This window comes from Algoriphagus iocasae, from assembly GCF_014206875.1.
Lineage (GTDB): Bacteria > Bacteroidota > Bacteroidia > Cytophagales > Cyclobacteriaceae > Algoriphagus > Algoriphagus iocasae.
This window is the reverse complement of the sequence record NZ_JACIJO010000007.1, coordinates 11,248-34,392: the sequence shown is the minus strand read 5'-3', so window position 1 is coordinate 34,392 and position 23,145 is coordinate 11,248. Positions and strand designations below refer to the sequence as shown.

Sequence of the window (23,145 nt, the reverse complement as noted above, 5' to 3'; positions counted from 1 at the left end):
AAAATTGGAGATTCTGAACTTGTCATTCCAGAATCTCCAGATTCTTCTTCTATTATTGTCTCAATAGGTTCAATACTCCTCTTCTCACTTCACCGGTTTCTGCCACCTCAATGATCCAGAAGTATGCTCCAACCGGAAGCTCCTTACCGTCAAATGTACCGTCCCAACGGATATCAGGATTCTCGGTATAGAATACCCTGTTGCCTCCCACTTCCATGATGGAAATCCTCACGCCTTGGTAGTATCTCAAGGCAGGAACTCCCCAGGTATCGTTCGCTCCATCACCGTTCGGAGTAAAGGTGTTTGGTACATCCAACTGATCCAGCGAAGTTCGCTGTCTTGTAATCTGGAATGATTTCTCAATCACATTACCACCTCTGTCTTCCACTCTCAACAGAATGTTAAAATCTGTTCTACCCTGGGCCTGCTCGGCACTGCTCCAGAATAATATTCCATCGATCACCTCGAAGTACTCATTGTCCTGAACTCCCTCTGGAAGCGTCAGGGTATGAACATCATCTGTTGGATCAATGACCGTGAACACTCCGATTTCCTGGAAGAACACATCAGGAATAGCAATGAAGCTGTTGGCACTTAGAGTTACATCTGTTGGTGCAGGTTTTGCCAATACCGTGATTTGAAGGATTGGTGTTAACTCATCCGGGTTGAAAAGTCCATCTGGAACTTCAACAGTACCATTGTAATTTCCTGTACCCGCCATCAACGCATTATAACCACCCAGATCCCAAACAACAGGCAAATTGATAATCTCTCCTATTGCAGTCATCGCTACCACCTCAGTTGGTGTTTTCAGGTCAGATTCAGGAGTTCCCCAAAGAACTTCTATCTCTTGAATAATGAATTCTGAAATAGATCGATCGTTCACATAATCAGGAATACCATCCCCATCTACATCTTGATAATCATCCCCATCGTTAGGATCGGTTCCTTGCTGGTCTTCTACATAGTCCGGTACATCATCTCCGTCTGAATCCAGATAATCCCCTGGATTTGTAGGGTCTGTACCCTGCTGTTCTTCCACATAATCAGGTACAACATCACCATCTTCATCTTGGTAATCCATTGGATCAGTAGGATCTGTGCCTTGCTCTTCTTCTACCTCATCAGGAACACCATCACCGTCCTGATCTTTATTCGGCTCTTCAATAATCACAAAGTCAGCCCCGGTGAAGTCAATAGTATAATTCATTCCCGCACTTAGATTTCCCTGTGTGATTTCATAACTTCCAATATCTTCTCCGGATTCTCTAGACAAGCTGCCTGTTAAAATTGCCTCGGTATCCATGCCCTTGAAACCTGAAGCTTCATAAATCAATGGAGGATCCATTGTTCCAAACACTTTGCCTTGGCCATCATCTGCAGTTACCATCAACGTAGACGGTGTAATACTTAAATCAGCTGTCAGGATCACCTCGTTAAAGTTGGAACCGTTAATGGTTGCTGTAACCTCTTGGGTCCCCACATCGGTCCTCCCATTATTGGTATAGGAAACTGAAGTTCCATCAGGAAGAGTACCACTTATGGCCAAACTCTTCTCTGTTCCGTCATAGACAAAACTGCCGTCTGCAAAAGTAATTGCTCCTATCTCAGCCGGAGTGATCGTAAGATCAGCTGTCAGCACCAACGTGTTATAATTCGAACCTGATATCCTAGCAATGGACTCCTGAGTTCCTACATCAGTTCTACTGTTATTGGTATAGGCGACTGAGGTCCCGGCAGGAAGGACTCCGCTTATTTCTAGACTCTTCTCTGTACCATCATATACAAAGGTTCCATTTGCAAAGGTGATTCCAGTGATAGTGGCTTTGGTGATGGTGAAATTAGCTCCTGTATAGTTGATCGCATAGTTGGCACCTGCATCCAGACTTCCTAGATTAATCGCATAGCTTCCCACATTCTCACCTACCGCTCTTGCTAGAACACCTGTGAGAATACTTGCATTATCTCCGTTTTCGAAGCCAGTCACCTGATAGGTCAATACCGGATCGACAGTGCCAAAGACTTTACCCTGACCTGAATCCGCTGTCACATTCAGTACCTTCTCTGCAATCTCAAAATCAGCAGAGGTGAAGTTGATTGTATAGTTAGCACCGGCATTTAGCGTACCTAATGTAAACGCATACATTCCAACATTTTCTCCTGGAACTCTGCTAAGCGCTCCAGTAAGAATCGACACATTATCTCCATTTCCAAAGTTAGAAGCAGTATAGGCGAATACAGGATCTGCTGAACCAAATACTTTCACCTGATTTGGATTAGCTTTGATGCTCAGCGTTCTAGGAGTAATAGTAAAGTCTGCACCAGTATAGGTGATGTTATAATTGGATCCAGCACTTAGAGTACCCAAGTTGATGGCATAGGTTCCTACATCCTCTCCTGCTGCTCTAACGAGAGCTCCTGTGAGAATACTCGCATCATCTCCATTTTGATAGCCATTTACTTGATAAGTGAATTCCGGATCGGCATTTCCATACACTTTGGTTTGTCCCGCATCGGCGATGATATCAAAGTTTGCTGGTGTGATCTCAAAATCAGCACTGGTGAAGTTGATCGTATAATTGGATCCTGCATCAATGGTTCCAGGCTGAATTGCATACAAGCCAACATCTTCCCCTACTACTCTAGTCAAGGCTCCAGTGATCACTGCACCTTCTGTATCTCCATTCTTCAATCCTGCGACTTGATAGCTGAATACAGGATCGGCATTACCATAGACCTTCTTCTGCCCAGCATCTGCGGTGATATCCAGAGTAGCAGAGGTGATCTCAAAATCTGCCGGAGTGAAGTTGATTGTATAGTTCGGACCTGCATACAGCGTACCCAGGTTGATCGCGAAAGTTCCTACATCTTCTCCTGGTTTTCTTGCTATAACTCCGGTGATTACAGCGTTTGTATCGCCATTTTTCAAACCAGAATATTGATATGTTAATACAGGATCTGCATCTCCATAAACTTTGGATTGTCCGGCATCTGAGGTGATATCCAAGGTTGCTGGAGTGATCTCAAAATCTGCTGGAGTGAAGTTGATGGAATAGTTTGGACCAATATCTAGTGTACCTAATTGAATGGCATAAGTTCCAACATCCTCACCAGCCACCCTGGTTAAAGCACCGGTGAGAATCATCTCATCATCCCCACCCTCAAATCCGGTAGCAGTAAAAGTATATATAAGATCTGCATCACCGTAAACTTTTGTTTGACCTGCATCCACATTGATATCCAAGGTCGCAGGATTAACAGTCAGATCGGCAGTCAATACCAAGGTCGTAAAGTTCGAACCAGAAATCGTTGCTGTTACCTCTTGAGTTCCTACATCCGTTCTGCTGTTATTCGAATAGGTTACAGTAGTTCCGGTTGGAAGTGTTCCGGTAATTGCCAAGGACTTAGCCGTACCATCATAGACAAAACTATCGTCATCAAACGTGATTCCCGTGATTGCCCCTGGAGTCACCGTCAGATCGGCAGTCAATACCAAGGTCGTAAAGTTCGAACCTGAAATCGTTGCCGTCACTTGCTGCGTACCTACATCCGTTCTACCGTTATTGGTATAGGCTACTGAAGTTCCGGCAGGTAAAGTACCTCCTATCGCCAAGGACTTGGCCGTACCATCATAGACAAAACTATCGTCATCAAACGTGATTCCCGTGATTGCCCCTGGAGTCACCGTCAGATCGGCAGTCAATACCAAGGTCGTAAAGTTCGAACCTGAAATCGTTGCCGTCACTTGCTGCGTACCTACATCCGTTCTACCGTTATTGGTATAGGCTACTGAAGTTCCGGCAGGTAAAGTACCTCCTATCGCCAAGGACTTGGCCGTGCCATCATAGACAAAACTATCGTCATCAAATGTGATTTCTGAAATGGTCGCAGGTGTAACTGTAAGATCGGCGGTCAATACCAAGGTCGTAAAGTTCGAACCCGAGATTGTGGCCGTCACCTCTTGTGTTCCTACATCCGTTCTGCTGTTATTCGAATAGCTTACTGAAGTTCCAACAGGTAATGTTCCTCCAATCGCCAAGGACTTGGCTGTACCATCATAGACAAAACTATCGTCATCAAATGTGATTTCTGAAATGGTCGCAGGTGTAACTGTAAGATCGGCGGTCAATACCAAGGTCGTAAAGTTCGAACCCGAGATTGTGGCCGTCACCTCTTGTGTTCCAACATCAGTTCTACTATTATTCAAATAGGTTACAGAAGCTCCAACAGGTACCGTACCTCCAATCGCCAATGACTTGGCCGTGCCATCATAGACAAAACTATCATCATCAAAGGTAATTCCTGAAATGGTCGTAGGTGTTACAGTAAGATCAGCAGTCAAAACCAAGGTCGTATAGTTCGAACCTGAGATTGTGGCTGTCACTTCTTGGCTTCCGACATCAGTTTTGCTGTTGTCCGCGTAACTTACAATTGCCCCGGCAGGCAAGGTACCTACAATCGCCAAGGATTTAGCTGTACCATCATAGACAAAACTATCGTTATCAAACGTGATTCCCGTAATTGTAGCTGGAGTAACTGTCAGATCCGCTGTCAAGACCAAAGTCGTAAAGTTCGAGCCCGAGATTGTGGCTGTCACCTCCTGTGTTCCTACATCTGTTCTGCTATTATTCGAATAGATTACTGCAGTTCCAACAGGTAATGTTCCTCCAATCGCCAAGGACTTGGCTGTGCCATCATACACAAAACTACCGTCATCAAACGTGATTCCCATTATGGTCGCAGGGGTCACGGTCAGATCGGCGGTCAAAACCAAAGTCGTAAAGTTCGCACCAGAAATCGTAACGACCACTTCCTGGGTACCTACATCCGTTCTGCTGTTATTCGAATAGCTTACCGTGGCTCCTGTCGGTACTGTTCCAGTGATGGCAAGGGATTTGGCTGTGCCATCATACACAAAACTACCGTCATCAAACGTGATACCCGTGGTGGTAGCCGGAGTAATCGTCAAATCGGCGGTCAAAACCAAAGTCGTAAAGTTCGCACCAGAAATCGTAACGGTCACTTCCTGGGTACCTACATCCGTTCTGCTGTTATTCGAATAGCTTACCGTCGCTCCAGTCGGTACGGTTCCTGTGATCGCAAGGGATTTGGCTGTACCGTCATAGACAAAACTATTGTCGCTGAACGTTATTCCCGTGATTGTCGCAGGGGTCACGGTCAGATCGGCGGTCAAGACCAAAGTCGTAAAGTTCGAACCTGAGATTGTGGCTGTCACCTCTTGGCTTCCGACATCCGTTCTGCTGTTGTCCGCATAACTTACACTTGTCCCTGCTGGCAACGTACCTCCAATCACCAGTGACTTGGCTGTGCCATCATACACAAAATTATTGTCGCTGAACGTTATTCCCGTGATTGTCGCTGGTGTGATCGTAAGCTCGGCTGTCAAGACCAAAGTCGTAAAGTTCGAACCTGAGATTGTGGCTGTCACCTCTTGGCTTCCGACATCCGTTCTGCTGTTGTCCGCATAACTTACACTTGTCCCGGCTGGCAACGTACCTCCAATCACCAGTGACTTGGCTGTGCCATCATACACAAAATTATTGTCGCTGAACGTTATTCCCGTGATTGTCGCTGGTGTGATCGTAAGCTCGGCTGTCAAGGCCAAAGTCGTAAAGTTCGAACCTGAAATCGTTGCCGTCACTTCCTGGCTTCCGACATCCGTTCTGCTGTTATTAGAATAGCTTACCCTGGCTCCAGTCGGTACGGTTCCAGTGATGGCAAGGGATTTGGCTGTGCCATCATACACAAAATTATTGTCATCAAAGGTAATTCCTGTAATTGGTGCAGGACTGATTTCAAAATCTGACGGAGTGAAGTTGATCGTATAGTTTGGACCCGCATCCAATGTTCCCAAAGTAATCGCATAAGTCCCTACATCCTCTCCTGAATCTCTTGACAGAGCACCTGAAAGAATCGATTCGTTATCCCCCGATTCAAAGCCTGTCGCCGTATAAGTAAATATCGGATCTGGATCTCCATAGACTTTATTTTGTCCAGCATCAGCAATTATGGTCAATACTTTTGGGACCAAGACAATGGTCACAGCCACATTCAATTGAGAAGAATTCCCATTCACATCGGTAACTGTATAGGTAATGTTTTTTACCCCTTCGTCATTTCTGTCAAATAAAGTTTGACTTAATACTCGGGTTTGAATTCCACAGGCATCTGTCGATCCTTCTTCTATCATTGATGGAGTCAAACTCACAGTTCCAAATGCATCTACATTTAAGGTAATAGATGACTTAGCTTGGATTGTTGGACCAATAAGATCTTGAACCAACACATTTGTATCTTCGGAACCAGAATTCCCTGCTTCATCTGTTGCTGTCACTATGACAGAGTTGCTACCAACTTTGGAACAATCGAAGCTTGTTTCATCTAGACTCAACAGGATATCTGCCGATGCTGAATAATCATCTGAAATTTGAATTGCCAGGAGATCACCAGGAGTAATCGATGGTGAAAGTCCATTAATGTCCAATTGAAGAGTTAAGTCTGCAACCAAAATCGGACTTGGAGCTTGGACATCAAATGTAACCGACAAAGCATTAGAAACAGGACTATCATTATTAGCAAGGTCAGTGGCTATGGCAGTGATGGAATGTATTCCAGTAGAAACATTGCTTCCAGAAGTAAAGGTCCAATTACCTAATCCATCAGCTGTTGTGGTACCCAAAGAACCATCTAGGTCACTAATAATAGTAACAGTACTATTTGCCAAAGCTGTACCTGTAAATGTCGGTGTTAAATCGTTAGTAATATTATCCGTATCACTCATTCCAGAATCGCTAGATGCAGCTAGATCCGGAGTACTTGGCGCATCAAGATCATCATTCACAATCGTAACCGTTGCTCCATCAGTAATATTTATATCACTTGCAGAAACGATGGAAGGAACTAAACCACTCATGGATACTTGAACCGTCTCGTTAGGTTCAACATTACCATCTGATGTAGGAACCACTGCAATAGTTTGAGTTTCTCCAGGTGTTCCGGCAAAAGTTAACGTTTGGGCGGAAACGGCTGTATAATCACTATCTGCCGTAGTAGCAGTTCCATCAGCCGTACTAGCATTTAAAGTGAATCCCCCAACTACTGCAATATCAAGTGTTGCAGTAACTGTAATAGCGCCATCATCTTCATTTCCGCTCACATCAGCGATTGTCACAGAAGCTTGATCATCATTCGATATTGTCAATGTTGCTGCATCTGTGATATCTACATTTAATGTTATGCTTGCAAGGTCATTCAAAGAAATGGACAAAGTTTCGTCTATTTCTACTTTGCTATCGTCTGTAATTGGAACTTGGAAAGTTTGGACTTCCCCTGCAGTACCTGTAAATATCAGAGTAGTGATTACCGAGGAATAATCTGCATCTGCTGTGGTGGCAGTTCCATCTGCCGTACTTGCATCTACAGTGAATCCTCCCTGAACAGCGTTATCTAACGTTACACTAATCGTCGCAATTCCATCAGATTCATTGACTGATACATCAGCAATGGTGAGCGACGCTGAATCATCATTTAGTATAGTTCCAGTGCTGCTTCCATCTCCAATAGCGACATTTATACCTGTGGGATTAGAAAGCGTCAAGGTAAAAGTCTCATCGGGCTCAACCACTTCATCACCTGAAATACCAACATTAACCGTTTTACTACTTTCACCTGCTGCAAAACTTAGTGTTCCACTTGCAGCGGTGTAATCTGAACCGGCAATTGCTAATCCATTAGATGTAGCATAGTCAACAGTAGCCCCTCCAGCTGGTGCTGGTTGCGATAGTGAAACGGTAAATGTAAGGTCGCCTGAACCCGAGTTACCTTCTGTTACGGAAGGATCATTAATTGAAATCTGAGTTTGAACGGATGTGGTAAAACTCCATGCTGAAGGATCAGCTATTCCTACAAATACATTTCCAGCTTCGTCCTGAAATGCGCCATTGCCCAACAAAATATAATATTCCGTACCTAAAGCCAGGTCAGAGGTATTATCGAAGGTAACAACAGTACCAGCTATAGAAACGAGGGAGCTATTGGTCACATCAATTGTTCTCACTACTCCATCATCACTCACTCTATGCACAGTTAAATTACCAGTATTGACTACCACATCTTCAGAGAATGTGATGACAAAATCTGAACTCAAACTCACATCTGTAGTATTATCAGCAGGACTGATAGTACTTACTGTCGGGGCAATGTTATCAAGTAAATACTCATTGTCATTGGTTTCTGTAGGGAGGGTGTTAGTCAAGGCATTTCCAGCCAGGTCCGTAATATTTTGGCCAGCGGCAAAATTTAGGGTAACTACTCCATTCAGAGAGGCCATATTTCCTCCAGAAACTGTCACATCATAGGTAGAACCAGATCCGGAAACTCCTATGGACGATCCAGTTGGCCCTGTAATTTCAAAGTCGCTTGCATCTAATCTAGAAACGCCTTCTGCGAAAGTTACTCTAAATGTCACAGCATCTGCGTTGGTTGGAGTGGATGTTGGATTCTGCCTTTCTATTCTAATCACAGAAGGTGCAATTCCATCCACTAAAACAGCAGCTGTGGATCCCACACTGTTCAAATTCAATTCTGCATCCACAGCAAAAGAATTCTGGATGCTTCCTCCGTTCAATGAGATAATTCCACCTACAGCGATTCCATTTGCATCCAAATCCCCAGGTTGTACCGTGTATCTGAAAAGCAAAGCAGCAGATCCAGAACCCGAAACATATTCGGCCTCATAAACCGTGCTTCCTATAGTTACTTCAAAACTAGGAGCACCACTTACTGTTACCGCTTCCGAATAGTTGACAGTAAAATCCAGATTCTGAGTTGCTGAATAAGTGCCATTGGCAGGTACAGAAACCGAGGTGACCGAAGGAATTTCCCGAACATCAATATTGATAGATCCGAAGGAAACTGAAGTTCCTCCTCCGGAACCAGAGTTTCCTAGGTCATTTGCAGAAATACTTAGGGTAGCTGCATTGTCTCCTGTTGCCCCTGTTGCATTGGTATAATGAATATTGGAAGGTGAATTTAGAAAATCTTCTATATCGCTAGCTGTTCCCTCCAGATCCAAGGCGCCCGCAGTTGGAGAGGTTACAGTTACTCCATTTCCTCCAGTGGCAGTTAAATCACCCACAGAAACCAGAAAAGATAACCTAACATTGCCAGATCCAGAGTCCACATCTCCAAAAGTGGCTGAGGAAAGATCAATATTACTTGCAATACCATCTTGAACGGAAATATCTGTAGGTAAACCATCAAAGGTTGGGGGATCATTTACCGGGTTAATATTGATGTTAAAGGATCCAAGAGAAACATCTGTACCTCCTCCAGTTCCGGTATTTCCATCATCATTAGCAGATAGAGAAATAGTTATTGCATTATTTCCATTAAGATTGTCCGGCAGATCCAGGAGAATATTAGTGTTAATATTCAGAAAAGTCTCAATATCACTAGCAGCTCCAGTTAATGTCATAGTACTGGTATTGTGGCCAGTATAAGTCAGGCCATATCCTACCGGATTTGCAATCCCGATCAACCCGTCTGAAGCAGTCATCTTAAATGTAACCAGGCCTGCACCTGAGTCTACATCCCCAAAACTCCCACCAGAAATAGCATTTCTAAAATACATTGGATATTCATCCTCCTCAACAGTAATGGAGGTAGGCAGTCCGGTAAAATAAGGGTCATCATTCACCGCTGCGATATCAAAAATCACAGTAGCAGTATTGGAATCAGCTGAACCATCATTACTCACAAATGATATGGTAGCTACTCCGGTACCTGCAAGATTTAGATCTGGAACAAAGACAGCCTCATCCAAGGCTGTATTAATCGCGGATAGAGAGCCTGAGGCAGTAAAGCTATTACTTCCATTTAATGAACCTCCGAAAACAATATCTGTGGTCCCTATTGTAAGCGTTCCTCCGGTAATGGTGAATGTCACCGTCTGATCATCTCCTTCCACATCGGTTACCTCAATGTCTACATCAAGGTTTGCAGGAGTATCTTCTATGACGGTAGGTGTCGAAGGAGCAGTGGCAATTGGTGGGAAATTGCTTTGCTTAATTGCTGTATCAGTCGTAGGACTACCTTCATTCCCTATACCATCAGTTAATGTAACAGAAAGTGTAATGGTCCCATCGGTCATTCCACTCAGGTCAATATTGGAAATAGTTTGATTAATTGAAGTAATTGTTCCTGAACCCGAAATAGTACTTCCCCCAGCAGAACTGGTAAAAAGATAATTATAAGTTGTACCAATTTCGGCATCTGCAAAGGTGAAACTGATATTGGATGAATTGGACGGAGTTATTGGGTCCTGATTAATTGCAACAGTATAATCCTTAGGTGCTTCTAAATCTTCATCAATGATCGTGATGGTTACTTGATTTGGCGAACCTTTTTGACCATTGGTAGGGGTACCCATATCAATGATAATGGTCTCATTTCCTTCTTCAATATTGTCATACAACGATGTAACACGGATACTGTCCATTGTTTGTCCAGGATAAATGGATATGGTCGTGCCCGTTACAGCATAATCAGTTCCACCTCCAGTGGCTGTCCCTGAGAAGCTTAAAGGAACATTCACTGTGACACCAGCCAACTCATCTATTTTAGCCCGGACATAAGCCTGACCTCCACTCTCGTCTGTAATTGGATTATACCTATCCAATACTTCCAAGGTGGCTGTTGGAGGGCTATCATCATCAATAATTGTGTAAGTCACCTTTTGAACTCCGCTCTCAAACCCATTCGTCACCGAAGTAATATCGATATCTACATACTCATTTCCTTCATAAAAGGCATCTGGAACATTGGCTATAAAGCGGGTCCCTGAGGTATTTCCTGGATTAATTGTAATCGAAGTTCCAGTCACCGAATAATCGACTCCAGATCCTGTCGCTGTACCGGTGAAACCTAAATTCACAATTACCGGTGCTCCATAAGTATTGGAAATAGTGGCCTTTATTTCAGAATTTGTAGCGACGGACTCAAATTTGGACATTGGTGTAACAGAAAGAGTGACTGTGGGAACCGGACTGACATTTAAGTTCGCCATATAATTCCCAGAACTACTTGCCGTACCGTCATTCACTTCGAATTGAAAAGAAGTATTGGTAGAACCATTTTGAATGTATTGGAGATTTCCTGCATCCAGATTCGCTTTACTGATTATGGAATTGATGCTAACTCCTTCTCCAGAATCAAAAGCATCATTTCCATTTCCATCCAAATATAGAGTCCCAGCTGATGGCAAAGATTCAATTAAAACATGACTAAGTGGATTTCCATCGCTGTCAGAATATCCAAAATTGGCAGTTGAAAAAGTATGGGTCAAATTCTCAAATGGTCCATTTGAAGCTGTAAAGCTGGATGCGGTTGGCGGGGAGTTAGAGACAACTTCCCCTCTGAATGTGTCAATATTTGAATTGATGAAATCTGTTGAAGTAAGCCTTACTTCAGTGACCGTTATGTTAGGGAAATTCAGCGTTGCTTCCCCTCCATTTCCAACGGTCTGTGGACTACCAACGGTATTCACTCCATTATACCCTTGTACTGTAATAGTTTGCCCACCATCATTATTGATAAAAATACCTGAAAAAATAAAAGTGTTTCCATCTTGTCTTTTGATGGTCACCTTTTCTGTAGTTCCGGTATTATAAACATATGACTCTAGGTTAACTGAAGCGGAATTTCCATCTCCAAATCCTGATTCCCATCGCATTATCCCACCTCCGTTGTCCGCAGTAAATACAAAATCAAATTGAACCCCAGATAGCGTTTTAGTTAATGAGGAGGTTTCACCTGAATTTGTATTAAAGTTCTCTGTAAAGGCCTGACCAAAACTTGAATTGATCGCTAGGAAGAAAATAAAAAATAAAGATACCCACTTAAGGTGAAGACAATTGTAAAGTTTTTTCATAGCAATGGGAGCTCAACGTAAAAGTTCAACATAAATCAGATTCAGGATTGGACCGGGTAGAAATGCTAGCCTTCATTTAAAGGCAAAACAACTTTAGGGATGTTTGCTTCAAAAGAAGGCTAGCGGAATTAATTAACCTCTGGAAGGAAAAATACCAACAATGGCAATGATATAGTTCATGGAAATAAATGGTTCCATATTGTTGAAAGGAATATTTCCACCTGTATTACCAGATGAAAGAACATTTCCTCCAGACGTATTCAATGTCACATCAGGGGTTTGACTATTGTAAATTTCTGCAGGTCTCCCATTTGAAATTGGAGATGCCAGTGTCGTGGCACCATTGGTTCCTGGCACTTGCTCGGTTGCATCCTGGCTGCTGGCCTTCACTGGAGCTGGGGCAACAGTATGGTTATGTGATGGGATATTACTAACATTCAGGGTTGTTGTTTCTGACCCACCTTTTGCCCCTAAAGGCCGGAATGTAAGCCCTGGCCCTTGGCCATCGCCTATCGGAGTCCTCCCCCTAAGATCAGGTAGGGCAAAAGTAGTTCTTCCATCTCCACCATAGGTGGTACCTAAAATAGAAAACAAGGCAGTGTATTGTGCAACAGGCAATAGTTGTCCATGGCACATCATCCAACCTCTTGGGGCAAAATTTCCCCCAAACATCATAATTTGTCCAATAAATGGTTCCATAATAATTAAAAGTTTAAGTAAATAAATTAAAATATAATTCTTCCTTCCTCATAAAATCGCATCCATGAGTTAGGTTTAAAATGAACCTCTAGACCTTTGTTGGAGAAATTGATTGTGCAAGATTTTAGAAAAAATAAACATTGAACTAAAATTTTGGCATGTGATATGCGACACATTTACGACTATAAATTCTAAAATCAAAAATGGCAGAAATGTATTCTAACCTGATGCCCAAACAACTGCAACAAACAAAAGTGTTCTTGCAAAAAAAAGTAAAATTGTTTGGAATAAGTAGGACTTAGTTACACTTTGGGGATTTTTTAGACAACTCAAAAATCAACTACATTTTTATGTAATTTAAAGCCAAAAATAGTTTGGTGTTTATCAGCAAATCGAACGAGTAAGCTATCTAGGTAGCAATCCAATCCATTCTAAATCAACTACTGAACCGTTAAACACTGTCGGACTTAACCCTGTCTCTCTTTTAAATGCCACATAAAAGGTTTTACGACTGCAAAAACCAACTTCAATTGCCAAAGATTCCACAGTTCGACTTTTAAGATAACCATCCTCAATTAATTCGATGGCATGACGTATCCTATATAGGTTGACCAGACGATTAATCCCCATCCCATATTCCTCCTTGACAAGCCCTGGCAACAGTCTGGGGTTACATTTTAGAACTTCACAGATCGTTTCCGTTGAAATGTTCTTATTCAGATAAGCCTTTTCATCTCTCAAATGTATTTCCAGTGAATTTAAAATTGAGTTTTCCGAGTTATAGTCAGACATGGGATAAAAGGTACTTTTGAACTCAAAAAGAAGGGCCTTGAATTAAATTAATCGGCTTAAAATCCTAACAAATAAGACCATTCGAATAAACTTTTTAAATTCGAAAATTTTAGTTTAACAATCAACTAATTTTTATATAAGTGGGAAAAAGTAGAGGGAGATTTAAAGTAAAACCATAAAAAAAATATTCCATCGATTGAACACTTCAAATGTTTGCAGATTCTGGTGCAACACTAATGCTTCGATCAATCATTTTTCATGCATGGTTCCAAAGTGAAAGGCTAATCAAGCTCGATCTAATAACTTTTTATTGGACAAGTAGTTACACTATCAAGAATCATTCGAGAAATTCCGCTATTTTGAATTTGAAAAAAAAATTAATCCAATGGCTCCATTTTTTATTAAATCGATTCAATTCATATTTTTTTCTGCTTTGTTCAGCTTTCATTTCTTGATGGCGCAGGAAAAAAGTCAGTCCAACATCCTGATTTCCAATGTAGAAATTTTTGATGGAATTCATGAAGACACATTTTATGGGAATATTTGGATTCAGGGAAATAAAATCAAGCAGATCTCCAATTCCGATATTGAGATTCCCGCTGAAGTTGAGGTTCAAAGAATAGAAGGAAAAGGCATGTTTTTGATGCCTGGGTTAATAGACGCACATTACCATGCCATGTTTGCTACGTTGCCTCAGGTGGCATTATTGACTTCAGATATTGGATTTGTCAATTTAGCTGCCGGAAAAAATGCCACTGAAATGCTTCAGAGAGGCTTTACAAGTATAAGAGATTTAGGAGGCCCCGTTTTTGGGTTAAAAAGAGCAATAGATTCCGGGATAATAACGGGACCGAGAATATTTCCTTCGGGAGCTTTTCTTTCCCAAACCGGAGGCCATGGAGATTTTAGACTTCCTTACGAAGTTCCGGCCGACGCTTCCAAAGGGCTCAGCTATTCCGAAAGGATCAATGCCGCTGCCATTGCTGATGGCCCAGACGAAGTATTAAAAAGAACCCGGGAGCAATTGATGTTAGGTGCTTCACAAATCAAGTTGATGGCTGGAGGAGGAGTTTCTTCGGTTTATGATCCCTTGGATGTCAGTCAATATACTGTTGAGGAATTCAAGGCAGCTGTGGAAGCCGCCGAAAATTGGGGAACCTATGTTACTGTGCATGCCTATACACCCAGAGCCATTCAAAATGCCATCCAAGGTGGTGTTAAATGCATTGATCATGGGCAGCTGATCGATGAGGAAACTGCCCAGTTAATGGCAGAAAAAGGAATTTGGTGGAGCCTTCAACCTTTTATTGAAGAACCGGGAGCTGTCAACACCACTCTCAGTCCTGAAAGCAGGGCCAAGCAATTGGAAATGTATCAGGGCACAGATCTAGCCTTTGCCTTGGCTAAAAAGTACAACATCAAAACTGCCTGGGGAACAGATGTACTTTTTGATGCCCGCAAGGCTATGAAACAGGGCAATGAACTGGTAAAAATGAAAAGATGGTACAGTAATTTTGAAATTTTGAAAATGGCCACGTCAGTCAACGGGGAATTATTGGGTTTATCTGGAAAAAGAAATCCCTACTCCGGTAAACTCGGCGTGATCCAAGAAGATGCTTTGGCAGATATGATTATGATCAAAGGAAACCTGATCGAAGAATTGGAATTGATCAACAATCCCTCTGAGAACATACTGTTGGTAATAAAAGACGGCCAGATCTTCAAGAATACCCTCAAGTGATCACCTATTTGGTAAGCAAATAAACTTCGTTAAATACACGAATTACTCCGAATCTAGCAACACTGGTGATAAATATGATTTCTTCTTAAAAAAAGCTGAGGCACTTAATTATTTTATTTTAGAAATGGAGAAAAGCGGTAGCCATTTGGAGCGGAAAGTTCTTTATTTTTCCGAGAGAAAGGAGGAAAAGGAAATTACTGAAAGCGTGGTAAAAAAATGGCAAAGGGTCACTGTCGATCTGAATAACCTCCCCCATCCCAGTTCTTTTTCAAAATCTGAATTCTCGAATATATATATCAAATGAGATTTCTGGTTTCTTGACTAGTGCCACTAGTGTTTTGGCTACCCCTATTTAAAACCAGTTATCCATAGTTTAAACCATGGTTACTACTCATTATTTAGATTAAAAATGGCTTTCGTCATAAGTGGAAAGCTTATTAATTGAATCAGTTTTTTGTTGCAATTCTATTCTGATCTTTCAAATCCAAGTAAAAAAATCGGCAAGGATTTCAGCCAATAAAATAATTTCCATTTATCGGTTAATGATATATCTTAAGTTCTTCTATAAGTAAATATAGTAAACCAACTAGTGCTTTTCCTCTGCAGAATTGATCTCTGATGGTAAGTACCCATATTGTTCTTTAAAAAGTTTTCTAAAATATTTTGGGCTGGAAAAACCCACTTCATAGGCAGCCTGGGCCACACCAAGATTTTCCGATTTCATCAATTCTGCAGCCTTCTTCAATTTGACCGTCCGAATGAAATAATTGATGTTATGACCTGTAAGTGCTTTCAGCTTACGGAACAGCGAGGTTCTACTCATCCCCATAGCTTGTGAAATACTGTCCACATCAGTATTCTGATCTGAGATTGCCTGAAGGACATGATTTTCCAATTCTTTCAAAAACAACTTTTCCCGTAGGATTGCATTTTTATCGAAAGAAGAATCCTCCGATTCCTCTATGGCCAAAGATTGATAATAGGCTCTCATCCTTATTTTAGAATCCAGTAAGTTTCTTACCCGGGATTTAAGGATTTTACCGTTGAAGGGCTTGGTGATATAATCATCCGCCCCTTTACCATAACCCAAAGTAATTGATTCTGCACTATCCTTGGCAGATAGGAGAATGACAGGAATGTGGGTGGTTTCCCGATTTTCTTTCAAATTTCCACATAGATCAATCCCGTCTTTTTCGGGCATCATAATGTCTGAAATAATCAAATCAGGAATAAATTGATAGGCCTTATCAATTCCAGATAATCCATCCCTCGCAAAAATGAGATCATAGTCCCCAGACAACAGGTTGCTCAAATAATCCAAAATCTGAGGATTGTCATCAATTAGCAACACCAATTCCTTTTCCTCATTTACCGCAAGTTTTGAAGGAGGTTCACTTGCTTTGATTTCATTCTCTGAAAACCAATTTGTGTGCTGTTGGTACCTTTCTTTTCTTTTTGGACTAAGCCCAATCTTTTTCGGGAGGATCACTGTAAACCTGCTTCCGGTATCAGGAGAACTTTGGATACTGATGGTTCCTCCGTGATCTTCTACCAGCCTTTTGGTAATAGCCAATCCGATCCCATTTCCCTGTTGTTTGGTTTCTTCCCCACTTTGGTAATACCAATTGAATATTTTTTCCTGGTCCTCTAAAGCAATTCCAGGTCCTGTATCAGCAACTGACAATTGAAAAGAATCAGCATTTTCTTCTAAAGAAATGACAATCTTATCTCCAGGGTGGCAATATTTAATTGCATTGGATATCAGGTTGTTAAAAATCATATGGAATTTCTGGAGATCAATTTCAGCTAAAAACTCTGTATCCGGGAATTTTCCCTTGACTTTGATCTGTCTGTTTTTTGCAAGTGGCAAACACTGATCCACCCAGATCCGCAAGGATTTGACAATAGGTTGAGGATTCAGTTCCACCTTATTTCCCACTAGTTCTTTACTTCTAAAATCCAATAATTTGGAAATCATCTCATGGAGGTAAGCGGCATTGTTTCGAATAAGATCCAAGCCCTTCAGATGCTTGGGATTTTTGATTTCAGAAATCAAATCGTCTACCGGAGCCAAAATCAAGGTTAAAGGAGTCTTGAGTTCATGGGAAAACCCGGTAAAAAACTGATTCCTCTCCTCATTCAGTTCGTGTTCCAACATGCGCTGTTTTTTCTCAAAAATCAATGAATTCTTCAGTTTGATCCTTTCTGTGTAATACCTGAGAATTGCATAAACCACCAGAATCAAAACCACTAAATAGAGCAGGTAAGCAGGCCAGGTTTTCCAAAAAGGAGGGGTAATCTGAATATGCAATTGATTAGTTGCAAGGGTAGCCAAGCCCGAGCTGGCCCTGATTTGAAGAAGATAGTCGCCTGGGGGGATATTGCTTAAATTCGCCGTGCCCTTTCCATTGGTTTCAATCCATTGAAGATGATAAGGCTGTAATCGGTATTCATAACGGATGTCCTTTCCAAACGGAAATTTGATAGCGGAAAAATCCACTGAAATCAGACTTTGGCGATGGTCAAGCTGAAGCTTTTTTAGATAAGGGAGGCTTTGGTCTATGGTAGTTCCTTCCTCTTCAGGAGAAGCTGAGACCTTTTTGTTCATTAACCTTAGTTCCTTAAATACCAAAGGAATTTTCTCTACATCTGTTTCCAGATCCAAGGGGTTAAATACATTAATCCCTTTATTGCCACCTATGAAAATTTCTCCGGTTTTGCTTACTATTGAAGCCCCTATATTAAATTCCCCGGGCTGGATATTATTGACAGAATTCAAATTCCCCGCAGAATTTGTTTTAGGATCAAAATAACTAATGCCCTTATACGTGCCGAGCCAAATTTTCCCATCATTCCCTTTGACCAGACTATTGATGGAATTATTACTGAGGCCAGCTTCCTCTGTGATCAAAGTATATTGTTTCGTGTTCGGATTAAGTCGGATCAAACCTTCATACCTGGTGCCTCCGAGGACATCTCCATTGTCCAATATTTCAATTGAAAAAACCACCTCAACAGGGAAGTTTTCAAGGATCCTGTTATTGAACTGTTCCTGATCCCCTGTCAGATAGTTGTATCTAATGATCCCATCGCCAAAAGTGGCAAGCCAAAGATTACCAAGATCATCTTCAGCAATATCACGAATATCAATTTTGCCCAATTGACTGACAAAATCAAAATCATCAATAGGCGCATGGTAACGATAGAGTCCTCCCCGATTGGTCCCGACCCAGAGCTGCCCGTTTTTACTTTCGAATATTACCCTGACATCATTCCCTTTATCCTGGCTTTCCTGAAGGTAATGTCTGCTCTTGCCCGTTTCAGGATCCAAAAAATTCAGTCCCCCCTGATACGTCCCTACCCAGACACGCTGCCTGCTGTCTTCCAAAAGGGAAATGATATAATTATTTGACAGACTGCTTTCATCTTCAGGATCATGAGAAAAATGTCGGATGATTTCATTTTCCGGACTCATGAGGTCCAGGCCTCCACCGTCAGTCCCAATCCATATTCTACCATTCCTACCTTCAGCAATGGATCCTATTCTATCATGTGAAATGGTCTGTGCTTGGGAAAGATTTCTTTGGATCAATTGAACAGCATCCCCTTTGGGATTGACAAAATTGAGACCAGTGCTAGTACCGATCCACATAAAGCCTTCTTTGCTGCGCTTCAGCGATGAAACGGTCCGGTTAAATACACTTGTTCCGTCCTGTGAGGGTAAAAACCATTTTAATTGCAGGGTTTGGTCATGAAGGAATTTTTCTGAATCCAGGATATTAAGGCCTCCATTTCTGGTACCTATCCATAAATTTCCTTCTGGACCAATCTCAAAACAAAGGACATTGCTATCACTTAAACCCAAAAATGGTTGATCAGCATGGGAAATTTTAAGAAAATCCATCTTAGAGGTAATGACCCGAATTCCTTCATTTGTTCCTATCCATAAGTTTCCTTTTGGATCGGTAAATAAGGAATTGATATTTTTTGGAAAACCTGAATTAGATCCAATGATCGGGGTAACAGTCTGATTCTCCAGGTTAATTTTATCCAGTCCTTTGTCAAAATGCCCCACCCAGAGGATTGAGTCTCCCTGCATGGCCAAAGCTGATATCCTGGTAGAAGAAAGGTTGTTTTCATGTTCTGAGGAATGGGTGTATTTCTGGATGATTTTATCATCTTTCATGATCCACACCTCCCCTTCGTATTTAGCAATGACTCTTGTACCGCCAGGCTCAAAGAGAATAGCACTGATGGAGTTTTGGTTGGGTTCTTTTAACTCTTGATCATGAACGAATACATCCAGCCTCGGCTGATAGCTGCTCAGTCCGTTGCTGGTGGCAAGTAAGAGTTGTTGATCTTGCGATACAGCAATCTGCTGAATGTAATTAGCTGCCGGACCGGAAGCAGGATTTCGGGTGCTTTTACGATATATATGAAAATCCTCCCCATCATAGCGATTGAGCCCATCAATGGTGGCAATCCAAATAAATCCGATTGAATCCTGTTCGATATGGTTTATGTAATTGTTTGAAAGTCCATTTTCTATGTCCAAAAGATAAAAAGTCAAGGGACGCTGAGTGGAAAACAGTGAACCCTGTGCTAATCCTTGACAGGAATAGAATACAATAAACAAGATGGAAAATAGGGACCTCATGAGTTTGCAATCACGAAAAATGAGACCAAAAATACCAGATTTTATCCCATGAAAGGACTTTTGAACATTTTGTACCCTTTTTTTTGCTGATTTATGCCCCACTGGCTGACTAGACTTTTAGGAAAATTGAACCGGGCAGAAATGATCAGTTATTACTGTTTTTTGTCTACAAGTTTAATTAACAAAAAAACCTAAATAACATGCTAACAAAACTACCAGCCAAGGCATGGCTGTTTGGTGTATCATTTTTACTACTAATGATATTCCATGTGCCTACAGTATTTGGTCAGGACAAAGTTTCCGGCCGGGTATTGGACGAAACAGGGTCAGGATTACCTGGAGCCTCCGTGCTCTTAAAGGGTACCACCTCTGGGTCGGTCACAGATATGGATGGCAATTTTTCGCTGTCTATTTCAGGGATAGAAAATCCCATATTGAGTATTTCATTTATTGGTTATGTAACCCAGGAATACCCAGTGTCTTCCGGAGAGAAGGAGATTTCCATTCAGTTAGTCCCAGACGAACAATCATTGAATGAAGTAGTGGTCGTGGGTTATGGTGAACAAAAAAAGGCCACGTTGACAGGTTCGGTTTCACAGGTAGAAGGCCGCGATCTTAAAAACAGTCCGCAACCCAATATTTCCAACTCACTTTCAGGAAGATTTTCCGGTATCATTGCCAATAACCGCGGAGGTGAACCGGGGTATGACGGTTCCAGCATCAGTATTCGTGGATTGGCAACTACAGGAAACAATGATGTCTTAGTGGTAGTCGATGGAGTACCCGGGCAGATTGGTGGACTTGAGCGTCTGAATCCAAATGACATCGAAAGTATTTCAGTCCTTAAAGATGCTTCTGCAGCCATTTATGGTTCCAGAGCAGCAAATGGAGTCATTTTGGTCACCACCAAACGGGGACAATCCGGGAAACCTGTGATTTCATACAGCTTTAATCAAGGGTTTTCTTCCCCTACCAGGCTTCCTCAGATGGCCAATGCCGAAACTTATGGTCAAATCAGAAATGAAATTGCCTATTATAACAATCCGCAAGGCGGATTAAACCAGATTTATTCTGAAGAGGAATTAGGAATGTTCAGAAATGGAACAGATCCCTTGAACTATCCAAATACCGATTGGGCTGCTGCCACGCTGAACAATACCGCATTACAAAGCCAACATGACCTAAGCATCCGGGGAGGTTCGGACAATGTCACCTATTTCCTCTCTTTGGGAAAGACCGGACAAGATGGGTTGTATAAAAACGGTGCTACCAGATATGATCAGTATAGCTTTCGCTCCAATGTGGACGCAGATATCACAGATAGGTTAAGTGTGGGTTTGTCCCTTTCAGGAAGAAAAGAAGATCGGCAATATCCGACCTCAGGGGCTGGGGATATCTTCCGGTCCATCTATCGGGCCTACCCTACCGTAGCTGCTGTCTACCCCAATGGACTACCTTCTACCGGAATTGAAAATTCAAATCCTGTAGTCATGGCAACAGATCAGGGTGGTTTAAATCATAATCCAAGATTTATATTCAACGGTATTCTTCGAGGCAAGTATGAATTTGGGTTTTTGGACGGGCTTTCAGCAGAAGGGTTTTTCTCTGTGGATGAAAGCTCTGATAGGTCTAGAAATTTTGCAAAGCCCTATACACTATATAATTATGACAGAACCTCTGAGGTGTACAACCCTGTCATTGTAGGAGGAGGCCCTGACCAGCAGCCAACGCTTTCAGAAACCCATTACTCCCAATCGATGATTGTTTCCAACATCAGATTAAATTTCAAACACTATTTTGGGGACCATTTTTTCGATGCTTTTGTAGGATATGAGCAAAGCGAGAACCGTTCTCATACCCTGGGTGCTTCAAGGCTTCATTTCCCAACAGCCGAGACTCCTGAATTATCCCAGGGCGGAGCTGCAGCTTCCGATTATGACAACTGGGGAAGCAGTTACAATTATACCCGAAAAAGTTACCTGAGTAGAATTGCCTATAACTACAATGAAAAATTCCTGGCAGAACTGCAGATGAGAGTGGACGGTTCATCCAATTTCCCTGAAGACAGCAGATATGGTTTTTTCCCGTCACTTTCTGTAGGCTATAGGATTTCTGAAGAAAGTTGGTTTAGGGACAAAGTAAGTTTCTTTGACGACCTAAAGTTCAGGGCTTCCTATGGAAAACTGGGAAATGACAACGTGGGACAATTCCAATATTTCGACAATTATTCCTTCAACAACCGATATGTTTTAGGGGATGTGGTTCAGACAGGAATCGACCTGACACGCCTTTCCAACCCCAACATTACCTGGGAAGTGGCGACCAAGACTGATTTGGGATTCAACGCAGTATGGTTGAAAAAATTCACGACAGAATTCATTTATTTCCAACAGGACAGAAGTAAAATCCTGACCATTCGAAATGCCTCCATCCCGGGTTCCTCAGGAATTGTCAATCCATATGACGGAGAGTCCTTGGTTCCAGCAGAAAATATCGGAGAGGTAAAGAGCCATGGATTTGAATCTACTGTGGGCTATCAGCATGAAGGTGAAATTAGCTTTGGTGTTTCCGGAAACTTCACCTATGCAAAAAATGAGATCGTATTCATAGATGAAGCTGCCGGTGTTTTGGATTATCAACGTCAGACTGGAAATCCAATGAACACCTACCTTCTTTATAACGCAATCGGCATTTTCAGAAGTCAGGAAGAATTGGACAATACTCCCCATGTACCGGGAGCCATGGTGGGAGATTTGATTTACGAGGATTTCAACGGAGATGGAGAGATCAATGCCGATGATATGACCCGTTCCAAGTATGGTAATATCCCACAGATAACCTTCGGGATGACTTTGAATGCCGCGTGGAAAAACTGGGATTTCTCAGCAGTTATTTCTGGGCAGACCCAAGTCAATCAATATGTACTTCCTGAATCCGGAACAGTTGGTAATTTTTACAGCAGCTGGGCAGACAACAGATATTCCCCTTCCAATACTGATGGTAGCTATCCTAGAGTAAGTGAACGTGCCTCCTCAGCTGTCAGTGGTGGACTTTACCGAAATAATTTTTGGTTAAATGATGTCTCTTTTGCCAGATTAAAAAATGTTCAGATCGGATACAATCTCCCTCAGCCTGTCTTGGAGAGATTGTCAATCAGCAGTTTGAAGATCTATGCGAATGCCTTTAACCTCTTTACCCTAACCGGGGTCAAGGATTTTGACCCGGAAGGATCAAGCGAAAGCGGACAGTTCTATCCGCAACAAAAAATCATCAATCTTGGAGTTAATATTCAATTCTAAACCCAAA

The 23,145-nt window shown here is 42.0% G+C and carries 6 protein-coding genes; 2 read left to right on the top strand and 4 right to left on the bottom strand.

The window, feature by feature from the left end; genetic code table 11:
* Positions 1–52 precede the first annotated feature (52 nt).
* The 3 genes from FHS59_RS22845 to FHS59_RS22835 form a co-directional block, all read right to left on the bottom strand.
* Positions 53–11,950 (bottom strand): MBG domain-containing protein, encoded by an 11,898-nt coding sequence (locus FHS59_RS22845; protein WP_184498665.1) that lies wholly within the window; start codon positions 11,948–11,950, stop codon positions 53–55.
* Positions 11,951–12,082: 132 nt separating this feature from the next.
* Positions 12,083–12,649, bottom strand: coding sequence for a phage tail protein (locus FHS59_RS22840; protein WP_184498663.1), 567 nt, complete (start codon positions 12,647–12,649; stop codon positions 12,083–12,085).
* Positions 12,650–13,054: 405 nt separating this feature from the next.
* Positions 13,055–13,441, bottom strand: coding sequence for a helix-turn-helix domain-containing protein (locus FHS59_RS22835; RefSeq protein ID WP_184498661.1), 387 nt, complete (start codon positions 13,439–13,441; stop codon positions 13,055–13,057).
* 454 nt (positions 13,442–13,895) lie between these two features.
* On the opposite strand from FHS59_RS22835, the gene FHS59_RS22830 reads away from it, so the two are divergent.
* Positions 13,896–15,182 carry a metal-dependent hydrolase family protein gene (locus FHS59_RS22830; protein ID WP_221444571.1) on the top strand — a complete coding sequence of 429 codons (1,287 nt, stop codon included), beginning with the start codon at positions 13,896–13,898 and terminating at the stop codon, positions 15,180–15,182.
* A 586-nt stretch (positions 15,183–15,768) separates the two neighbouring features.
* Here FHS59_RS22830 and FHS59_RS22825 read toward each other — a convergent pair.
* Positions 15,769–19,839, bottom strand: a complete 4,071-nt coding sequence (locus tag FHS59_RS22825; RefSeq protein ID WP_184498657.1) for a hybrid sensor histidine kinase/response regulator transcription factor — start codon at positions 19,837–19,839, stop codon at positions 15,769–15,771.
* 200 nt (positions 19,840–20,039) lie between these two features.
* Here FHS59_RS22825 and FHS59_RS22820 point away from each other — a divergent pair, with 200 nt between their 5' ends.
* Entirely contained in the window at positions 20,040–23,138 is a 3,099-nt protein-coding gene (locus FHS59_RS22820) for a SusC/RagA family TonB-linked outer membrane protein (protein WP_184498655.1), read from the top strand.
* Positions 23,139–23,145 lie beyond the last annotated feature (7 nt).

Bases quoted from the DNA above. Each gene is read 5' to 3' on its own strand.
- FHS59_RS22830 (WP_221444571.1), top strand. From the start codon at position 13,896: ATGGCGCAGGAAAAAAGTCAGTCCAACATCCTGATTTCCAATGTAGAA.
- FHS59_RS22835 (WP_184498661.1), bottom strand. From the start codon at position 13,441: ATGTCTGACTATAACTCGGAAAACTCAATTTTAAATTCACTGGAAATA.
- FHS59_RS22840 (WP_184498663.1), bottom strand. From the start codon at position 12,649: ATGGAACCATTTATTGGACAAATTATGATGTTTGGGGGAAATTTTGCC.
- FHS59_RS22825 (WP_184498657.1), bottom strand. From the start codon at position 19,839: ATGAGGTCCCTATTTTCCATCTTGTTTATTGTATTCTATTCCTGTCAA.
- FHS59_RS22845 (WP_184498665.1), bottom strand. From the start codon at position 11,950: ATGAAAAAACTTTACAATTGTCTTCACCTTAAGTGGGTATCTTTATTT.
- FHS59_RS22820 (WP_184498655.1), top strand. From the start codon at position 20,040: ATGCTAACAAAACTACCAGCCAAGGCATGGCTGTTTGGTGTATCATTT.